The sequence below is a fragment of the Bradyrhizobium sp. CCGUVB4N genome, assembly GCF_024199945.1.
Lineage (GTDB): Bacteria > Pseudomonadota > Alphaproteobacteria > Rhizobiales > Xanthobacteraceae > Bradyrhizobium.
Genome location: NZ_JANADP010000001.1, coordinates 7,521,641 through 7,540,252 on the forward strand (window position 1 = coordinate 7,521,641; position 18,612 = coordinate 7,540,252).

Genomic DNA, 18,612 nt, shown 5'->3' on the forward strand with positions numbered 1-18,612 from the left:
GCAAGAACGGGGCTTTTTGAGGACCCAACGCCCGATCCAAGCCTTTGATATCCCCGGAAAATCCGGACATGTTCCCAGACCATGGGCCGACCTCGACCAAAGCGCTAGGCACAGCGTCGGCCGCTGCATGGTCGCGATGCGCCCGCCCCCGTTGATGCAGCCGCGATTTCCGTGTCTTTGAACGAGGCCGGGCTACGAGCCGGCCCGGACAGAGCCGGGCCGGCGGCCTTGGTGCATTCCACCGCGGGGCCATAACAATCACAATGACCGCCACCGGCCAGACCACGAGCGCCGACACATCCGGCCACAACTGGATCGCCAACCAGCCTTATCTCCTGCTCAGCATCACCGCGCTGTGCTGGGCCGGCAATGCGGTCGTGGGGCGGCTCGCCGCCGGCCATATCCCGCCGGTGACGCTGTCCTTCCTGCGCTGGACCTTCGCCTTCCTGCTGGTGCTGCCGTTCGCCTGGAAGCATCTCGCCCAGGACTGGCCTGCGATCCGCGACAAACTCGGCCTGATGATCGTGCTGTCGATCACCGGCATCGGCGCCTTCAACACCCTGCAATATTGGGCGCTGGAGCACACCCAGGCGCTCAACACCCTGCTGCTGCAGTCGGCCGCACCGCTGGTCGTGGCGCTGTGGTCGCTGGTCATCCTCGGCATCCGCCTCACCCTCGCGCAGGCCTTCGGCGTGGCTCTTTCGATGTGCGGCGTGCTGATCATCCTGCTGCATGGCGATATCACCACGCTGTCGAACATCGCCTTCAACAAGGGCGACCTGATCTTCATCGTCGCGCTGATCATCTTCGCGCTCTATTCGGTGCTGACGCTGAAGCGGCCTCCGATCCACGGCCTGTCGTTCCTCGCCTTCACCTTCGGTGCCGGTGCGGCCTGCCTCATCCCGCTGGAGATCTGGGAATTGTCGGCGCGCCCCGTCATGAAGCTCGACGGTCCGAACCTGCTGACGCTGTTCTACGTCTCGGTGTTTCCCTCGACGCTTGCCTATCTCTGTTTCAATCGCGGCGTCCGCCTGATCGGCGCCAACCGCGCCGCACCGTTCTTCCACGTCGTGCCGGTGTTCGGCTCGATCATGGCGATGGCCTTCCTGGGCGAGCACCCGCAGGCCTTCCACTTCATCGGTTTTGCCCTGGTGCTGTCGGGCGTGTTCGTCGCGTCAAGGAAGCAGACGACGTAGTTGCGTGCACCATCTCAGCGCACCGCTGCCGCTTCACCCTCCCCTGGAGGGGTCCGAGACGAGCGTAGCTCGCTCGTGGGTCGGGTCACATTGAGCGCAGCGCAATGTGACCCGGGGTGGGGTGACGGTCTCTCCACGTCGAACAGTGCCCGAGTGGAGAGATCACCCCACCCCGCTCGCGCCTCCCCCTCCAGGGGAGGGTAAGCAAGTCGGCGCCTACTTCATCTTGAACTTGCTGTACGCCTCGCTCGTCGCAATGATGACGTGCTCGGCGCAGCCGTTGACGCGATGTGGATCGGCATCGCGCTCGTAGGCTTCCGAGGTCATCATGTCGAGGAACGCGGTGACCGACGGATAGAACACCAGCGCGACGAAATCCCAGTTGTTGCCGGCGTGCGGACCGAGCGCGATCGTCCTGGCCTCGCCGGTCCACAGCAGCGTGCCGCCGCGCGCCCTGATCATGGGCACGGTGATCGCGCTGTAGCGCAGATACGCATCCCAGCCGGAGCCGTCACCATCGCGCGAGCGCGCGTGGAAACGCATCAGGTTCAGCATCACCACCGGCGCATGCCGGTCGAGCTGCTCCAGGCCCACAATGTTCAACATATTGACCGCCAATGGCACCTCCTCAGGGCTCGCCTGCATTGTAGCATTGCGGCGGCGTGACTTGTCTCACGACGGCGATCCGGCGCAAGGTCGTATGTGACGCCAATGACGATCGCATCGCCCGCGCCACCTGCCTCTCACCCGGTCAGCTGGCTCAACAACCAGCCTTATCTGCTGCTCAGCCTGAGCTCGCTGTTCTGGGCCGGCAACATCGTGCTCGCGCGTCATGTCGGCGCGCATGTGCCGCCGCTGACGGTGACCACGATCCGCTGGTTCGGCGTGTTCCTGATCCTGCTGCCGTTTTCATGGCCGCATCTGAAGCGCGACTGGCCGGCCTTGCGCAAAAGCCTGCCGCTGATGCTGTTCCTGTCGCTGGTCGGCTTCGCCTTCAACAACGCGATCTCCTACTGGGCCCTGCAATATACCGAAGCGCTGAACGCGCTGCTGATCCAGTCGGCAGGTCCCCTGTTCGTGGCGCTGTGGTCGCTGGTGCTGTTCGGCGTGCGGCTGACCGGCGGTCAACTCGCCGGCGTCGCGATCTCGCTGGTCGGCGTGCTGGTCATCATCCTGCGTGGCGATCTCGCGGCGCTGGCCAGCATCTCGTTCAACAGGGGCGACATCATGTTCGCCTCCTCGCTGGTGGCGTTCGGCATCTACTCCGCCTTCATCCCGCGCCGGCCGAAAGTTCATCAGCTGTCGTTCCTGTCCTTCACCACCTGCTGTGGCGCCTTCATGCTGCTGCCGACGGCGATCTGGGAGACGTGGAGCGGCAATGTCATGCAATTCGACACGGTGACGCTGCTAACGCTCGGCTACATCCTGATCTTCCCCTCGACGCTCGCCTATCTGTTCTTCAACCGCGGCGTCGCGCTGATCGGGCCGAACCGTGCCGCGCCGTTCTTTCATCTGGTGCCGGTGTTCGGCTCGGCGATGGCGATCCTGCTGCTCGGCGAAAAGCTCCAGCCGTTCCACCTGATCGGCTACGCGCTGGTGCTCGCCGGCGTCGTGATCGCCTCGCGCCAGGGCTCGGCGGTGAAGTAATTCCGCGTTGCGGACGCGGTGCGCGTCCTTGCCGTCTTCCGGTTTTGATGTGGACCGGCTAGGTTCCCCGCCAACGAAAAAAGAGGGAACGTCCGAACATGCTGTCATCGCTCATGCGCGTCTTGCGCACTGTCGGCGCCGCCGTGCTGTGTCTTGCTGCCGCATCCGCCGCGCAGGCCGATAATTGGCCGAGCCGCAACATCACGCTGGTGCTGCCGTTTGCGGCCGGCAGCGGCACCGACACCACGACGCGGCTGATCTCGCAGCATCTGTCGCAGGCGCTCGGTGTCGGCATCGTGATCGAGAACAAGGCGGGCGCCAACGGCATGATCGCGGCGACCTATGTCGCGCGCGCGGCGCCCGACGGCTACACGCTGCTGGTGACCACCAACACGACCCATTCGGCCAATCCCTATCTGCTCAAGAGCCTGACCTACGATCCGGTGAAGGATTTCACCCCGATCGCGCGCACCGGCGATCTGCCCTTCATGCTGGTGATCCACCCCGACGTGCCGGCCAAGACCGTCGCCGAGCTCGTCGCCTACGGCAAGGCCAATCCGGGCAAGCTGAGCTACGCCTCGGGCTCCTCCTCGGCGATCGTGTCGGGCGCGACCTTCGCGCACAATGCGGGGCTCGACCTCTTGCACGTGCCCTACAAGAGCTCGCCGCCTGCGCTCAACGACGTCATGGGCGGCCGCGTCTCGATGATGTTCGTCGACATCCTGACCGGCCTGCCGCATGTCCAGGGCAACGCGCTGCGCGCGCTCGCCGTCACCACCAAGGACCGCACGCCGCTGATCCCCAGTCTTCCCTCGATGCAGGAGGCCGGCGTGCCTGATTTCGACATCTCGTCATGGCAGGGTTATTTCGGCCCGGCCGGCATGCCGAAGGAGATCGTGACGCGGCTCAACGCCGAGATCCGCAAGATCGTCGAGAAGCCGGAGATCAAGGCCCAGCTCGCCACGCTCGGCATGGACGCGTTCTCCGGCACGCCGGAACAGCTCGGCACGTTCGTGAACGAGCAGCTAGTGCTGTGGGAGCGGCTGATCCGGGACGCCGGGATCGAGAAGCAGTAGGGCTCTCGTACGACGATCACGTAGGGTGGGCGAAGCGAAGCGTGCCCGCGGAAACTTCATCACGCACTCAAAACGAAAAGGTGGGCACGACGCTTTCGCGTCTTTGCCCACCCTACGAATTCAGCGCCAAGAACTTCGGCGCCAAGAACTCAGCGCAAGAATTTACGCCGCCCGCACCTTCGCGAGGAAACCGTCCACCGCGCTGCGCAGCGCGCCGGACTGACTGTCGAGCTCGCGGGCGTTGGTCAGCACGTCGCTGGCCGCGCTGCCGGTCGCTTCCGCGGCCGAAGTGACGCTGCCGATATTGGCGTTGATCTCGTTCGAGCCGGCCGCGACCGACTGGATGTTGCGGGCGATCTCGCGGGTGGCCTCGCCCTGCTGCTCGATCGAGGCCGAAATGCCGGCGGTGATCTCGCTCATCTCGGCGATGGTCTGGGTGATGCCGCCGATCGCCGCGACCGCATCGCTGGTCGAGGTCTGCATCGCCGCCACTTGCGCGGAGATTTCCTCGGTGGCCTTGGCGGTCTGGTTGGCCAGCGCCTTGACCTCGGAGGCGACGACGGCGAAGCCGCGGCCGGATTCACCGGCACGTGCCGCCTCGATGGTGGCGTTGAGCGCGAGCAGATTGGTCTGCGCTGCGATCGAATGAATGAGCTTGACCACCTCGCCGATCTTCTCGGCGCCGGTCGAGAGCTCCTGCACCGTGGCGTTGGTACGCTCGGCGTCGCTGACGGCGCGGCTCGCCACTTCGGTCGAGCGCGTCACCTGGCGCGAGATTTCCGCAACCGAGCTCGACAGCTCTTCGGCGGCCGCCGCAACCGTGCCGACATTGCCGGACGCCTTCGACGAGGCCGCACCGACCGTCGCCGCGCGCGACGAGGCGTCGCTGGCGGTTGCGGTCATCGACTGCGCCGTCGACTGCATGCCGGCTGCGGCCGAGGAGACCGAACGGACGATGCCGTTGACGCTGCGTTCGAAGTCGTTGGCGATATTCTCCATCGCGCTGCGACGCTCCGCCGCGGCACGGTCCTTGGCCGCCGCATCGGTCTGCTCGAGGTCGCGGATGCGAACGGCGTTGTCCTTGAAGATCTGGACGGTCGCAGCCATCGCGCCGACCTCGTCGCCACGACCGACGCCGGGGATGTCGCCCTCGAGCTTGCCGTCGGCAAGATCCTTCATGCGCGTGCCGAGCAGCGCCAGCGGACGGCTGATGCTGCGGCCGAGCAGCCAGGCAACGCTGCCGGCGACGATGACGATGCCGAGCATGGCAAGGCCGAGCAGCCAGTAGACCGGGCCCATCTTCTGGTCGATGTCCTCGAGATAGGCGCCGGTGCCGAGATACATGTCGAAGCCGGGAACGGCGACGGCGTAACCGATCTTGCGGATCGGCGTTTCCTGACCGGGCTTCACATATTCATAGTACAGCAGGATCGAGCCGTTGGCCTTGACGCCGTCCATCAATTCGACCGACAGCTTGCGGCCGTTGGTCACGACGTCCATGCGGTTGGTGCCGATCTGCTTCGGATCGGGTGCGAGCTGGGTGATGCCGTCATAGGACGTGCCGAACAGATAGCCCGAGCCGTTGTCATAGGTCATCGAATTGCCGTAGCGGCGAAGCTCGGCCATGGCCGCATCCTTCGTCAGCTCGCCGGCATCGACGCGCTTCTTCAGCGCGGCCGCATAGTTGCGACCGAGATCGACGATCGCCTTGGTCTGGTCGATACGCGCGTCGACCATGGCGCGCTTCATCAGGTAACCGGCCAGGACTCCGGAGATGCACAGGCCGAACAAGGTGACGCCGACGAGAATGCCAAGCTTGGGCGCGATTTTCAGATTGCTCAACTTCACGGGGTGGGCTCCGGAAAAAAGGGATGCGGGCGCGCGAGTGAATCGATCGAAATTGAATCAACTTTTAGTGTGAGACCCCTTAGCAAGTTACTTACGTGCCTCCGTAGAAGCCCGTACGATGCCGGGGATTTCGGCAAATATTCGCCGGATCAACAACCGGGAATTGTACGCGACCGGATCGATTTCGCGTAAAAGACGCAAAGGCCCGATCGAGAAGGCCGGGTCGCAACAAGAACCGACAAACCAAATCGGGAGCAGGAAATGCCGAAATACAGGGTGGTGACGCCGAAGGGCGCGAGTTTCACGGTCGCGGGCAGCGATTACTCCTACGAGCGCGAAGCGCTCGATCCGATCGATGCCGAGATCGTCGAGGCACCGGCCAACGAGGCGGAGTTCATCGCCGCCGCCAGGAATGCCGATGCGATCTACGCCAAGGGCATCCCGATCACCAAATCGATCATCGACACTCTCGAGAACTGCAAGGTCATCACGCTCGGTTCCGTCGGCGTCGACAGCGTCGATGTGAAGGCCGCGACCGCGCGCGGCATTCCCGTCACCAACATCCCCGACACCTTCATCGAGGAGGTCGCCGACCATGCCATGATGCTGCTCCTCGCCGGCTTCCGCCGCCTGGTCGAGCAGGACAAGATGGTGCGCAGCGGCCGCTGGGCCGAGGGCAGGCCTGCGCTCCTGAAGGTTCCGCGGCTGATGGGCCAGACGCTCGGCTTCATCTCGTTCGGCCGCGTCGCGCGTGCGGTTGCGAAGCGCGCCGCGCCGTTCGGCCTGCGCATGATGGCCTATGATCCCTTCATCCAGGAAACGCTGATGTGGGACCACGGCGTCATCCCGGCGACGCTGAACGAGGTGCTGTCGCAATCCGACTTCGTCTCGATGCATGCACCTGCCCGGCCCGAGGTGCATCACATGCTGACCGAGAAGCATTTTCGGCAGATGAAGAAGGGCTCGATCTTCATCAACACCGGGCGCGGCGCCACCGTGGACGAGGAGAGCCTGATCAAGGCGCTGCAGGAGGGCTGGATCGCGCATGCCGCGCTCGACGTGCTGGAGAAGGAACCGCCGTCGCACAACAACCCGATCCTGGGCATGGAGAACGTGACCCTGACCGCCCATGTCGCCTCGGCCTCGGCACGGTTCGACGAGGCGCGCAAGCGCCGCGTGGGCTACGAATTGTCACTGGTGCTTCAGGGCATGTGGCCGGTAAGCTGTGTCAATCCGTCGGTGCTGCAAGACACCGCGCTCCGCCGCTGGCAGCCCGTCGGCATGGATCGCGGCCCGAACAGCTAAGGCGGCCGGCCGCAAATCGCGCGCCGAAAGAACGAAACGGCCCTTCACCGGCGATCAACGCCGGGAAGGGAGACATCATAGGGAGGAACTGATGAGGAACGACATCACACGTCGTGATGCCTTGGCGCTGGGCCTGTCTGCTGCGACGTTCGCCGCCACTGGTGCTGCAGCGCAAACATCGAACATCAAGGCCGCCGACGTCCCCGCGCCGAAACTGCCGATCGAGAAGGGCGCAACGCTCCGCATGCTGCGGCCGGTGCGCTTCGTCCAGGCCGACGAGGACGTGTTCCGCGCCAATGCGGCCAAGTTCACCAAAGAGACCGGCGTCGAGGTCAAGGTCGATTTCGTCGGCTGGGAAGACATCAACCAGCAGACCGCGGTCACCGCCAATTCCGGCGCCGGCCCCGACATCATCATCGGCTTCTCCGACGCACCGCATATCTATATCGACAAGCTGATCGAGTTGACCGACGTCGCAGACTATCTCGGCAAGAAGTATGGCGGCTGGCAGAATCTGGCGAAGGCCTATGGCAAAAAGGCCAAGAGCGATTCCTGGATCGGGCTTCCCTTCGGGGCCTCCGGCGGACCGCTGATCTATCGCAAGTCCGTTCTCAAATCTGTCGGGTTTGACAAGGCACCTGACGACCTTCCTGGTTTCCTGGACCTCTGCAAGAAGCTGCAGAAGGCCGGCAAACCCGCCGGCTTTGCACTGGGCAATGCCGTCGGCGATGGCAACGGTTTTGCGGACTGGATGATGTGGGCGCACAACGCCGCGTTGCTGGACGAAGAAGGCAACGTCACCATCAACAGCAAGGAGACGATTGCGGCGCTGAACTACGTGAAGGAGCTCTATCCGACCTTCATCGCGGGCACGCCGTCGTGGAACGACGTCAGCAACAACCGCGCCTATTCCTCGCAGGAAATCGCGCTGACGGCGAACGGCGTCTCGCTGTACTTCTCGCTGAAGAACGATCCGGCGACCGCGGCAATCGCCGAGGATTCCGAACATCAGGCGTTGCCGAAGGGTCTTGCACCGGTGTCGCCGATGTCCGGACTGACGCTGAACGCCATGGTGTTCAAGCACAGCCAGTACCCCAATGCTGCAAAGGCCTTCCTGCAATACATGCTGGAGAAAGACCAGTACGAGCCGTGGCTCAACGCCAACAGCGGCTACTGGTCGCAACCGCTTGCGGCCTATGCCGACGCGGCGGTGTGGAAGGGCGATCCCAAGGTCGCGATCTTCAAGGACACTATGAACAGCAAATACTACGCCGGCTATAAAGGTCCGATTTCGACCGCCACCGGCGCTGTTCGCGCGGACTATGTCACGGTGCAGATGTTCGCCTCGGTCGCAACCGGCGCTGCGACACCTGAAGCAGCGGCCGCGGAGGCGGAGCAGCGTTGCAAGCGATACTTCCGGCGGCAGAAGTAACGACGACAAAGCACCCGTCATTGCGAGCGAAGCTCCTCGCAATGACGGGTGTGGTGACCCTTAAGGACAGGACAACGCCCTGATGTCCGTGACCACCCTCTCCCCTCCCGTGCTGGCCCACCGGCAGCCGAACTGGCTGGTGCGGCTGTTCGACTACAAGCCGTTCCTGATTGCCATGTGCCTTGCGCCAGCGATCGGGCTGCTCGCGGTGTTCCTGACCTATCCGCTCGGCCTCGGCATCTGGCTCGCGTTCACGGATGCCACGATCGGTCGAAAGGGCGAGTTCATCGGCCTGGAGAACTTCCAATACCTGCTCACCGACCCCCTGTGGTGGAACGCGGTGTTCTACAGCGTGATCTACACGGGCATCGCGACCTTCGGGAAGTTCGCGCTCGGCTTCTGGCTCGCGCTGCTGCTCAACAACCATTTTCCGTTCAAGAGCCTGCTGCGCGCGATCGTGTTGTTGCCCTGGATTGTGCCGACAGTCCTCTCCGCGCTGGCATTCTGGTGGATCTACGATCCGCAATTCTCGATCATCTCTTATCTTCTGGTCGACGTGCTGCATTGGCGCACGACCAATATCGACTTCCTCGGCTCGCCCTGGCCGGCGCGGTTCTCGCTGATCGCGGCCAACATCTGGCGCGGCATTCCTTTCGTCGCGATCTCGCTGCTGGCGGGCCTGCAGACCATTTCGCCCTCGCTCTACGAAGCCGCCATGCTCGACGGCGCCAGCGCCTGGCAGCGTTTTCGCTACATCACCTTCCCGATGATGATGCCGATCCTCGCCATCGTCATGACCTTCTCGATCATTTTCACCTTCACCGACTTCCAGCTGGTCTACGCCATCACCCGCGGCGGCCCGGTCAACTCGACCCACCTGCTCGCCACGCTCGCCTTCCAGCGCGGCATCGCCGGCGGCGAGCTGGGCGAAGGTGCCGCGATCGCGGTGTCGATGATCCCGTTCCTGGTGTTCGCGACGCTGTTTTCCTATTTCGGCCTGGCGCGCCGCAAATGGCAGCAGGGAGAGGCCAATGACTGATACCGTCGCACAAGCCTCGACCGTCGCCGACGCAAAAGCGGCGCCCGACACCATGGCCTGGGATTCCGGGCTGCGGCGGCTGATGATGATCTATCTGCCGCTCGGCTGCTTCGTGCTGATCCTGCTGTTTCCATTCTACTGGATGGCAATCACGTCGTTCAAGCCGAACGCCGAGCTATTGAATTACAAGGAGCATAATCCGTTCTGGATCACCTCGCCGACGCTGGCGCACATCAAGCATCTCTTGTTCGAAACCGCTTATCCGCGCTGGCTGTGGACGACGATGCTGGTCGCGGTCGGCTCGACCACGCTGTCGCTGATCGCGAGCACGCTGGCGGCCTACGCAATCGAGCGGCTGCGCTTCCGCGGCAGTCCGTATGTCGGCCTCGGCATCTATCTCGCCTATCTCGTGCCGCCGTCGATCCTGTTCATCCCGCTCGCGACCGTGGTGGTGCAGTTCGGCCTGTTCGACTCGCCGCTGGCCCTGATCCTGGTCTATCCGACCTTCCTGGTACCGTTCTGCACCTGGCTGCTGATCGGCTATTTCAAGTCGATCCCCTACGAGCTCGAGGAATGCGCGCTGGTCGACGGCGCGACGCGGCTGCAGATCCTGCGGCGGATCACGCTGCCGCTCGCGGTGCCCGGACTGATCTCGGCAGGCATCTTCTCGTTTACGCTGTCCTGGAACGAGTTCATCTACGCGCTCGCCTTCATCCAGAGCGGCGCCAACAAGACCGTGCCGGTCGCGATCCTGACCGAGCTCGTCACCGGCGACGTCTATCAGTGGGGCGCGCTGATGGCGGGCTCGCTGCTCGGTTCGCTGCCGGTTGCGATCTTCTACTCGCTGTTCGTGGACTATTACGTGTCTTCGCTGACCGGCGCGGTGAAGGAGTAACGGGCCACCGCGCGCGCAAGTGATCGTGCGGTCCTGATAGACTGCTGTCTGCCCTGGTCGCACCTTGCGGCGGCAACGGCGGAGCGACCGTGGCCGCAATTGTCCTCGCTCCAGAAAGCGAGCATCACATGGGATCGCCAAAGCTCCAGTCAATGTCCCGACGCGGCTTTTGCCTGTGCTGCGTCGGCGGCGCCACGTTCGCCGCAACGGGGGGATGGCTCAGCCCGCGGCAGGCCTACGCAGAAGCGCGCGGCCTCGTCAGCCTGATCAAGGACAGCGCGGCGACATCACCGATCAAGACCTACAAGCTGCGCAACAATATCAGCGCGCTCGAAGGATCCGGCGGCAACATCGCCGTCCTCACCGGACCGGACGGCAAGCTTCTGGTCGATGCCGGCATCGGCGTCTCGCGCCCACAGCTCAGCAAGGCGCTTGCCGAGCTCGGCGGCGAGCCGATCGCGCATCTGATCAACACACACTGGCACTTCGATCATGCCGACGGCAATGAATGGCTGAGCGCAGCCGGCGCGAAGATCATCGCCCACGAAAACACCCGCAAGCATCTTTCCGTCGTTCAACGGGTCGAAGACTGGGACTACAATTTCCTTGCGTTGCCCGCCAGCGCGGTCCCGGCCGAGGTCTTCACCAAGGAGCAGAACCTCAAGCTCAACGGAGCGTCGGTCGCGCTGAGATATTACGGGCCCGCTCACACCGACGGCGACATCTCGGTCATGTTCGCCGAGGCCAATATCCTGCATGCCGGCGACACCTTCTGGAACGGCATCTATCCCTTCATCGACCATTCGACCGGCGGCAGCATTGACGGCATGATTGCGGCCTCCGATGCCAATCTGGCAGCAGCCAACAACGACACCATCATCATCCCCGGTCACGGCAAGCCCGTCAGCAACAAAGCCGAGCTTCAGGGCTTCCGCGACATGCTGGTCGCTATCAGGGACAATGTCGGCAATCTCAAGAAGCAGGGAAAGACACGCGACGAGACGGTTGCGGCCAAGCCAACCGCCGCGTTCGATGCGAAGTGGGGACAGTTCCTCGTCGACCCCGGCTTCTTCACCAGACTGGTCTACGAAACCGCGTGAGACGCCGCGTGCGGTAAGGGAATAAACCGCGCCTGCGGCGTTTGGCCCGGCTTCACAAAACTGCAATATGCGATCCGCATAAGGCGTCGTCCGCTAACAGGAGACGCACATGCGCGCGACTTTTCTCTGCACCGTCGCAACGATCGTTCTTACCGCGAGCACCGCGCTCGCACAGAGCGAGGGTGAATTCCCGGCCAAGCTCGCCGGCCACGTGGTGATGCCGGCTGCGACCTTCATCGATGCCCCGGCCGATGCGCCGGCCGATCTCAAGACCTCGGGAAAATACACCACCGGCAAGCGCGTCGACGCGCTCGGCACCGTGATGGGCAAATCCTTCGAACGTTCGACCGGCGTCTCGCTGCCGTTCAAGGGGCAGCCGCTGCAGGGCCATTCCGGCATCAAGAAGATGCCCGACGGCAGCTTCTGGGTCATCACCGACAACGGCATGGGCGCGCGCGCCAATTCGATGGACTCGATGCTGTACCTGAACCACTACAAGATGGATTGGGCGGGCGGCAAGATCGAGCGCGAAGGGACCGTCTTCCTGCACGACCCCGACAAGAAGGTGCCGTTCCGCATCGTCCACGAGGACACCGAGAAGCGCTATCTCACCGGCGCCGATTTCGACACCGAGGGCTTCCAGATCATCGGCGACACCTTCTGGATCGGCGACGAGTTCGGCCCCTACGTCCTGAAGGCCGACAAGACCGGCAAGATCCTCGCCGTGTTCGAGACCATCGCCGACGGCAAGCCGGTGCGCTCGCCCGATCATTGGGCGGTGGCAACACCGGGCGCCCCGGGCGCGACCTACACCAACGTCAATCTCCGCCGCTCCAAGGGCTTTGAAGGCTTTGCCTCGTCGAAGGACGGCAAATTCCTCTACGGTCTGCTCGAGGGCCCGCTGTGGGATGCCGACAAGAAGGATTGGGAGCGGGTCGACGGCAAGGAAGCTTCCCGCATCCTCGAATTCGACGTCGCCGCCGAAAAATTCACCGGCCGCTACTGGCAGTATGTGTTCGAGCAGAACGGCAACGCCATCGGCGACTTCAACATGATTGATCCCTCCGCCGGCCTCGTCATCGAGCGCGACAACGGCGAAGGCACGCCCGACAAGGCCTGCCCGGCGGGCACGCGCGGCGAGAACTGCTTCCCTGATGTCGCCAAGTTCAAGCGCGTCTACAAGATCGAACTCAACGACGCCAATGTCGGCAAGCCCGTGCGCAAGATCGGCTATATCGACCTCATGAAGATCCAGGATCCCGACAAGAAGGCGCGCAAGCCGCTCAATGACGGCGTCTACACCTTCCCGTTCTTCACCATCGAGAACGTCGATCGCGTCGACGACACCCACATCATCGTCGGCAACGACAACAACCTGCCGTTCTCGTCGAGCCGCGATCCCAACAAGGCCGACGACGACGAGTTCATGCTGCTCGACGTCGCCGATTTCCTGAAGGCGAAGTAAGCAGAGCTCTCTCCTCTCCCTCTCCCCGTTCTTACGGGGAGAGGGTTGGGGTGAGGGGCCTCTCTCCACACGTAAGATTGTCGTGAGACCTGTACCCCCTCACCCGGATTGCATCTTCGATGCAATCCGACCTCTCCCCGCAAGCGGGGCGAGGTGAAAAAAGCCTACCTGATCGCAAACGAGATCGGCACGGTAAAGCCCATCGAGGCCTGCGCGATCTCCGGCGGGAACGGCGGGAATGGCTGGGCGCGGCGGACCATCGCCATGGTCTCGGCGTCGAGCGCGGCATAGCCGGACGAGCCGGCAAGACGGCTGCCGAGAACCTGGCCGCTGCGGCTCAGCGTAAAGCTCAACCGCGCCACGCCATGCTCGCCGGCCGCCTTCGACGCCGGCGGAAATTGCTTGAAGCGCTGCAGATGCGCCGCCACCATCTGGTTATAGGAGGCGATCGCCACCGCCGATGCGCCGGTGCTGACGGCCGATGCGGCCGGCGCCTGCCGCTCCGCGCGCGGCGAAGCGGTGGTGCGCGGCGCGGGTGTCGTGTGGCTCGGCTTCTTCGCTTCGGGACGCACCACCTTCGGCTTGACCGGCTCGGGCCTGGTCTCGGCGAGGACCCTCGTGGGCTCGGCGTCCACCGGCTTCAACCTCTGTTCGGGCGGCGCCACCACGTCCGGCTTGTCCTGCGGCGGCGTCGGCGCGATGGTCTCCTCGACGGCCTGGTGCCGCACGGGCTCCGGTGGCGAGGCGTCGGCCTCCTGCATGACTGGTCCCGGCGCGACCTCGTCTTGCGTCGATTGCGGCGCCGACGTCATCGGCGCCATGTCGACCATGATCGCCGGCAGGGTGACGCCCTGCTCCGGCTGCGACCTGAGCCAGTGCATCGTGAGCAGTGCGGCAGCGATATGCAATGTGACGATGACAGCGGCCGATACGCTCCAGCGCGTCGTCTCACGCTCGCCAAGCGGCTGATGCAGCGCAAAGGCGTTGGCCGCGGTCATCAACTGCGTCCGTCGAGGCCGACGAGAGCGACCTTGAGATAGCCTGCGTTGCGCAAGGTGTTCATCACCTCCATCAGGTCGCCATAGGAAACGGCCTTATCGGCGCGCAGATAGATGCGCTCGTCCTTGCGTCCCTTGGTGGCGACGTCGAGCGAGGTGCCAAGCGCGTCGCGCGCCACGACGTCTTCGCCGACGACGATCGCGAGATCCGGCTTCACCGTGACGAAGACCGGCTTGTCCGGCCGTGGTGCCGGCTCGGCGGCCGTCGCCGGCAGCTCGACACCGATGTCGACGGTGGCGAGTGGGGCTGCCACCATGAAGATGATCAGCAGCACCAGCATCACGTCGATGAACGGCGTGACGTTGATCTCATTGACGACGTCGAGATCGCCAGGGTCGCCGCGCCTGAGCGGCGATCCCGTGCGTGCGCCGAGCTTCGCTGCCATGACCTACTCCGCCGCCCGCGCCAGGCGGAAGTCCCTGTGATCGCGCTGCCGGCTCACCTGCAGCATCAGCTGCGCGGATGCGTCACCGAGCAAGGCACGATAATTGGCGATGCCGCGGACCAGGTGATTGTAGATCACGACCGCCGGAATTGCGGCGACGAGACCGAGCGCGGTGGCGAGCAGCGCCTCCGCGATGCCGGGCGCGACCACGGCGAGGCTCGTGGTGTGGCTCTCCGAGATGCCGATGAAGGCATTCATGATGCCCCAGACGGTGCCGAACAGGCCGACGAACGGCGCCGTGGCGCCGATGGTCGCGAGCACGCCGGTGCCGCGCGCAATCTGCCGCGACATCGCCGCCTCGACCCGCTCGAGCCGCAACGCGACGCGCTCCTGCAGGCCGTCGTCGACGATGCCGCCTGACAGCTCCGCCTCTTTCGCACAGGACTGGATGAGCTGCGCCACCGCATCGTGCGCCTCGCCCGCACGTTCGGCCGCCTCGGCCAGCTTCATCTTGCCTTCGAGCGCACGCGTCCGCTGCACCGCGCGCGCGCTCTTGCGGCGCAGCTCGATGGTCTTGGCGAGCCACACCGTCCAGGTCACCAGCGAGGCGCAGGCCAGCCCGATCATCACCGCCTTCACGACGATGTCGGCGCCGATGAACATACCCCACGGCGACAGATTGCGCGGCAGCAGCGCCTCATCGATCGCGAAGACCGGTGTCGGCGCGAGCGCCAGCGCGATGGTTGCGATCACATGCCGAAGCCGAAGATTGCCCTGCATCCTGATCTCCTGAATGACGTTACACCGCGATCCGGTCCGCCAGCTGCCGGAACCTTTGGAGCTGATCCGCACGCAACGCCCGGGTCTCGTCACGACCGACGAACACCTTGAACATGATGCCGCCGTCGGCATTGATGAAGGCGGCGAAGGCGGACGACTTGCCCATGAAGGGCCGCTCGACGAAGGCGATGCCGGCGCAACGCTCGTGGCGGAGATGGCCGTGCAGGCCCTTCGGCTGCATCAGGTTGAAATAGCCGCGGCCGATCTCGCCAGCCGGAATGCTGCCGGTGAACTCGAAGATCGCATCATCGGTGTGGACGATCAGCGTGACCTCGCCCCATGCGGCGATGTCCTGCATCGCGGCGGCGAAATGCTCGCCACCGCCCATGCGCAGCATCGACAACGGCAGCGCCTCGATCACGGCGCGCGGCGTGACCTTGCGCTCGCGCGCGACGTCCTCGATGACCGCGCCGGGATTGTCGGCCATGTACGCCCTGAGATCGGCGAGATCGGTGCTCAGCATGTCCGGCTCCTCATCTGCGCCGCCTTAGGCCGCCGCCGCCTTGCGCTCGCTCTGGATCACCTCAAAACCCTCGAACTTGGGATGACCGAGATAGAGGCTCTCGCCGGTCTGATTGTCGGCGCGCGCATGGGCGCGGCGAAACTGGTCCGAGCGGGTCCAGGCTTCGAACGCGGCCTTGTCGACCCAGAGCGTGTGCGACGAATAGAGCGTGTGGTCCTCGGCTTCAGGGCCCTTCAAGAGATGAAACTCGACGAAGCCCGGCATGCTGCCGAGATAGGATTCGCGGGTGGCCCAGACGGTTTCGAACGCGGTCTCCGCGCCCTTCTTCACCTGGAACCGGTTCATGGCGATGAACATAAGTGTCTCTCCTTCTCATTGAAACGAATACACGCCGAAGCCGCGCTGGAGCATCAGCGCGGCCCGGCGGACGTGGGTGACGTTGCGACGCGCGGCTTACGCACCTCCGAAGTGGATCTTCAGGCCGGCCTTGTAGACCCGACCCGCTCCCGGGCTCGACCACAGCACGTCGTTCTGCGTGGTGCCGTCGACCGAGCTGCCGGGAATGGCGTAGGGCCGGTAGTACTGGTTCAAGAGGTTGTCGATCGAGGCCGAGAACACGATGTCCTTGGTCGCGTTGTAGGTCAGGTACAGATTGACCAGCTCGTATCCCGTCGCGGGCAGATAGCCGGCGGGCACGTCGTTGTTCGGACCGTACGAGGCCCACTGCGCGGTCAGGATCAGCGTGCGATCGAGCAGGCGGACACCGCCCGTGGTGACGACCTTGCGCGGCGTGATGGTCGCAAGCCCGACATTGGTCGCGACGTTCTTGCCCTGGATGTAATGACCGGAGACACCGACGAACCAGTCGCCGGCATCGTACATCGTCTCCGCCTCAAAACCCTGGATCCGGGCGCTGGCGATGTTCTGGTACTGATAGTACTTCGCGAACGAGCCAAAGCCCGGGAACGCCACGAAGCCGAACGGCACGAGGTCGATGTAGTCGCTGACGTCGTTCTGGAACAGGTTGATCTTGCCGCGGAACGAGTCGGATGCGCGGAAGATGTTGTCGTATTTCAGATTGAAGCCGACTTCCTTGTTCTTGCCGACCTCAGGGCGAAGGTTCGCATTGGGCAGGAAGCAGAACACGCCGGAGGTGCCGTCCGGACAGGCAAACAGGGCCGGTCCGCCGCCGGTCGCGTGGGCGCCGGAGATGACCGTTTCCGTGATCGACGGGGCGCGGTAGCCTTCGGCGTAGCTCACATAGGGCTGGAAGCCCGGGACCGGCGTGACGCCGAGGGTGATCTTCGGCGAGAAACGATCACCGCCCGTGTTGGTGCCGCCCGACTGCAGATTGTAGCGGTCGTAACGGACCGCGCTGACCGCCTCGAACCAGGTGCCGTAGTTCTGCTTCAACTGGAGGAAGCCGCCCGACACGGTGCGGATGCCGCTCGGCGTGGTGACGTTGGAATTGCCGCGGCTGTCGGTCGTGATGACGTCGTCCTGGAAGGCATCGACGCCCCAGGTCAGCGCGTTGCGCCAGTCGGCAACGTCGAAACGCGTGGTGTTGTTGGCATCGAAGCCGAACGTATTCAGCTTGTAGGCACGACCGGTACCGACGCAGCCCGAAATGTTGTTTCCGAGACCGCCGTTACAATAGGCCGTGGGGTTGCCGTAATCATAGGTTTTGGTCTGGTCGTTTTCGGTGCGGTTGGCGTAGGCCGACATGTGCCAGTCCCACAGATTGTCGCTCGGCAGTGCGTAGTTCCACGTGACAGTGCCGGTGTAGTTCTTGGCATCGGAGGCGTAGACCGACGAACCACGGTTCAACGCGATCAGCGCCGCCGATGTCGTCGGACCCCGGTTGATCTGGCCGATGCTGTATTGATAGTCCTGGAACGTGGCGCCGAACTTGACCTCGTGGCCGAGCGCGGGGCGCACCGTCAGCTTCATCAGCCCGGCCTCGACCTGGTTGCCGGTGTTGCCGATCTCGGTGCCGTTGCCGTCCTTGTAATTGCCCTGCGTGCGGTAGACCGCGCCGCCGAAGATATCGACGTCGGGCGTGGCGCGCACGCCGCCGAACACCGAGCCGAGGCCGCGGCTGTTGTTGGAGCCGTAGGAGCCTGAGAGATCGACACCCCAGCGCTCGCCGGGGCGCAGCACGTCGTTGATGTCCTTGGTCCGGAACGAGACCAGGCCGCCGATCGCGCCGGAGCCGTAGATGTTGGCGGTCGGTCCGCGCACCACATCGACGCCGCCGATCAATTCAGGGTCGAGGAAGAAGGAGCCGTTGGCGTTGTGACCGGTGCGCTGATAATTCTGCCGCGCGCCGTCGACCACGACGGCGACGCGGCCGAAATCCTGCAAGCCGCGGACATTGATGACGGTCGCGGGATCATCGCCGCGCTCCTGGAACGACACGCCGGGGACGTTATAGAAGATGTCCGACAGCCGGTTCGGCTGCAAACCCTGGATCTTGTCGAGCGAGACGGAGGAGACCGGCGCGAGCGAGTCGATCGCGCGCTCCTCGGTCTTGGTCGCGGCCACCGTGATGGTGTCGAGCGTCTGCACCGGCGCCGCGCCGCCGGCCTGGGCACGAGCGTTCATGACTTCAGGCTTGGCTTGCTGCGCAATTTGCGGCTTGGCCTGCTTGCGCTTGGCCTGCTTCGATCCTGCCGCCGAATCCTGTTCGGCCTGCGGCTGCGCCGTCTGCGCAAGACTGCTCTCCGCCGCCATTGCCGCGATTGAAACCACCGACGCGCCCAAAATCAAGGCGCGCGAATACCTAGCCCCGTCAGCCATAACCCCAACCCAATCATCTTGTGTCTTGTTGGCTGGCGTGCGCTAGCGCGAGGCGAGCGACTG

General features: G+C 64.3%; 17 protein-coding genes. 9 read left to right on the plus strand and 8 right to left on the minus strand.

The annotated features are described in order from the left end of the window. Window positions 1–263 precede the first annotated feature (263 nt). On the plus strand, window positions 264–1,196 hold the full coding sequence (locus NLM31_RS34970; protein WP_254195199.1) for a DMT family transporter: 933 nt from the start codon (window positions 264–266) through the stop codon (window positions 1,194–1,196). 216 nt (window positions 1,197–1,412) lie between these two features. Here NLM31_RS34970 and NLM31_RS34975 read toward each other — a convergent pair whose 3' ends face one another. Beyond that, window positions 1,413–1,802, minus strand: coding sequence for a DUF1330 domain-containing protein (locus NLM31_RS34975; RefSeq protein WP_254195200.1), 390 nt, complete (start codon window positions 1,800–1,802; stop codon window positions 1,413–1,415). Between the two features lie 105 nt (window positions 1,803–1,907). On the opposite strand from NLM31_RS34975, the gene NLM31_RS34980 reads away from it, so the two are divergent. Both NLM31_RS34980 and NLM31_RS34985 read left to right on the plus strand, forming a co-directional pair. Next, window positions 1,908–2,843 carry a DMT family transporter gene (locus NLM31_RS34980; protein ID WP_254195201.1) on the plus strand — a complete coding sequence of 312 codons (936 nt, stop codon included), beginning with the start codon at window positions 1,908–1,910 and terminating at the stop codon, window positions 2,841–2,843. 98 nt (window positions 2,844–2,941) lie between these two features. Then, window positions 2,942–3,919, plus strand: a complete 978-nt coding sequence (locus NLM31_RS34985; protein WP_254195202.1) for a tripartite tricarboxylate transporter substrate binding protein — start codon at window positions 2,942–2,944, stop codon at window positions 3,917–3,919. A gap of 162 nt (window positions 3,920–4,081) precedes the next feature. Here the strand turns inward: NLM31_RS34985 and NLM31_RS34990 are convergent, their stop codons facing one another. Next, complete coding sequence (locus NLM31_RS34990; protein WP_254133815.1) at window positions 4,082–5,767, minus strand: methyl-accepting chemotaxis protein; 1,686 nt, start codon at window positions 5,765–5,767, stop codon at window positions 4,082–4,084. Between the two features lie 261 nt (window positions 5,768–6,028). Here NLM31_RS34990 and NLM31_RS34995 point away from each other — a divergent pair, with 261 nt between their 5' ends. From NLM31_RS34995 to NLM31_RS35020, 6 genes are all read left to right on the plus strand, one after another. After that, a complete protein-coding gene (locus tag NLM31_RS34995) occupies window positions 6,029–7,072 on the plus strand; it encodes a C-terminal binding protein (RefSeq protein WP_254133816.1) in 1,044 nt (347 codons plus the stop codon). A 91-nt stretch (window positions 7,073–7,163) separates the two neighbouring features. Further along, window positions 7,164–8,504 (plus strand): ABC transporter substrate-binding protein, encoded by a 1,341-nt coding sequence (locus tag NLM31_RS35000; RefSeq protein WP_254133817.1) that lies wholly within the window; start codon window positions 7,164–7,166, stop codon window positions 8,502–8,504. Between the two features lie 82 nt (window positions 8,505–8,586). After that, a complete protein-coding gene (locus NLM31_RS35005) occupies window positions 8,587–9,543 on the plus strand; it encodes a carbohydrate ABC transporter permease (RefSeq protein ID WP_254133818.1) in 957 nt (318 codons plus the stop codon). Further along, entirely contained in the window at window positions 9,536–10,438 is a 903-nt protein-coding gene (locus NLM31_RS35010; protein ID WP_254195203.1) for a carbohydrate ABC transporter permease, read from the plus strand. The genes NLM31_RS35005 and NLM31_RS35010 overlap by 8 nt, the downstream gene beginning before the upstream one ends. 128 nt (window positions 10,439–10,566) lie before the next feature. After that, a complete protein-coding gene (locus NLM31_RS35015) occupies window positions 10,567–11,538 on the plus strand; it encodes an MBL fold metallo-hydrolase (protein WP_254196323.1) in 972 nt (323 codons plus the stop codon). A 109-nt stretch (window positions 11,539–11,647) separates the two neighbouring features. Beyond that, window positions 11,648–13,003: an esterase-like activity of phytase family protein gene (locus tag NLM31_RS35020; protein WP_254195204.1), complete on the plus strand. Its 1,356-nt coding sequence runs from the start codon at window positions 11,648–11,650 to the stop codon at window positions 13,001–13,003. A 164-nt stretch (window positions 13,004–13,167) separates the two neighbouring features. Here NLM31_RS35020 and NLM31_RS35025 read toward each other — a convergent pair whose 3' ends face one another. The 6 genes from NLM31_RS35025 to NLM31_RS35050 form a co-directional block, all read right to left on the minus strand. Then, window positions 13,168–14,001, minus strand: a complete 834-nt coding sequence (locus tag NLM31_RS35025) for an energy transducer TonB (RefSeq protein ID WP_254195205.1) — start codon at window positions 13,999–14,001, stop codon at window positions 13,168–13,170. After that, window positions 14,001–14,447: a TonB system transport protein ExbD gene (gene exbD, locus NLM31_RS35030; protein WP_254195206.1), complete on the minus strand. Its 447-nt coding sequence runs from the start codon at window positions 14,445–14,447 to the stop codon at window positions 14,001–14,003. The genes NLM31_RS35025 and exbD overlap by 1 nt, the downstream gene beginning before the upstream one ends. A gap of 3 nt (window positions 14,448–14,450) precedes the next feature. Continuing rightward, window positions 14,451–15,227, minus strand: coding sequence for a tonB-system energizer ExbB (gene exbB, locus NLM31_RS35035; protein ID WP_254195207.1), 777 nt, complete (start codon window positions 15,225–15,227; stop codon window positions 14,451–14,453). Between the two features lie 19 nt (window positions 15,228–15,246). After that, entirely contained in the window at window positions 15,247–15,750 is a 504-nt protein-coding gene (gene hutX / locus NLM31_RS35040) for a heme utilization cystosolic carrier protein HutX (protein ID WP_254195208.1), read from the minus strand. Window positions 15,751–15,774: 24 nt separating this feature from the next. Then, complete coding sequence (locus tag NLM31_RS35045) at window positions 15,775–16,107, minus strand: antibiotic biosynthesis monooxygenase (protein WP_254133825.1); 333 nt, start codon at window positions 16,105–16,107, stop codon at window positions 15,775–15,777. Between the two features lie 96 nt (window positions 16,108–16,203). Then, the gene (locus tag NLM31_RS35050; RefSeq protein WP_254195209.1) at window positions 16,204–18,549 is read right to left on the minus strand and encodes a TonB-dependent hemoglobin/transferrin/lactoferrin family receptor; all 2,346 of its coding nucleotides are present in this window, start codon (window positions 18,547–18,549) and stop codon (window positions 16,204–16,206) included. Window positions 18,550–18,612 lie beyond the last annotated feature (63 nt).

Coding starts and splice junctions, on each gene's coding strand:
- NLM31_RS34970 (WP_254195199.1), top strand. CDS start 264: ATGACCGCCACCGGCCAGACCACGAGCGCCGACACATCCGGCCACAAC.
- exbD (WP_254195206.1), bottom strand. CDS start 14,447: ATGGCAGCGAAGCTCGGCGCACGCACGGGATCGCCGCTCAGGCGCGGC.
- NLM31_RS35010 (WP_254195203.1), top strand. CDS start 9,536: ATGACTGATACCGTCGCACAAGCCTCGACCGTCGCCGACGCAAAAGCG.
- NLM31_RS34995 (WP_254133816.1), top strand. CDS start 6,029: ATGCCGAAATACAGGGTGGTGACGCCGAAGGGCGCGAGTTTCACGGTC.
- NLM31_RS34985 (WP_254195202.1), top strand. CDS start 2,942: ATGCTGTCATCGCTCATGCGCGTCTTGCGCACTGTCGGCGCCGCCGTG.
- hutX (WP_254195208.1), bottom strand. CDS start 15,750: ATGCTGAGCACCGATCTCGCCGATCTCAGGGCGTACATGGCCGACAAT.
- NLM31_RS34980 (WP_254195201.1), top strand. CDS start 1,908: ATGACGATCGCATCGCCCGCGCCACCTGCCTCTCACCCGGTCAGCTGG.
- exbB (WP_254195207.1), bottom strand. CDS start 15,227: ATGCAGGGCAATCTTCGGCTTCGGCATGTGATCGCAACCATCGCGCTG.
- NLM31_RS35050 (WP_254195209.1), bottom strand. CDS start 18,549: ATGGCTGACGGGGCTAGGTATTCGCGCGCCTTGATTTTGGGCGCGTCG.
- NLM31_RS35045 (WP_254133825.1), bottom strand. CDS start 16,107: ATGTTCATCGCCATGAACCGGTTCCAGGTGAAGAAGGGCGCGGAGACC.
- NLM31_RS34975 (WP_254195200.1), bottom strand. CDS start 1,802: ATGTTGAACATTGTGGGCCTGGAGCAGCTCGACCGGCATGCGCCGGTG.
- NLM31_RS35005 (WP_254133818.1), top strand. CDS start 8,587: ATGTCCGTGACCACCCTCTCCCCTCCCGTGCTGGCCCACCGGCAGCCG.
- NLM31_RS35025 (WP_254195205.1), bottom strand. CDS start 14,001: ATGACCGCGGCCAACGCCTTTGCGCTGCATCAGCCGCTTGGCGAGCGT.
- NLM31_RS35000 (WP_254133817.1), top strand. CDS start 7,164: ATGAGGAACGACATCACACGTCGTGATGCCTTGGCGCTGGGCCTGTCT.
- NLM31_RS35020 (WP_254195204.1), top strand. CDS start 11,648: ATGCGCGCGACTTTTCTCTGCACCGTCGCAACGATCGTTCTTACCGCG.
- NLM31_RS35015 (WP_254196323.1), top strand. CDS start 10,567: ATGGGATCGCCAAAGCTCCAGTCAATGTCCCGACGCGGCTTTTGCCTG.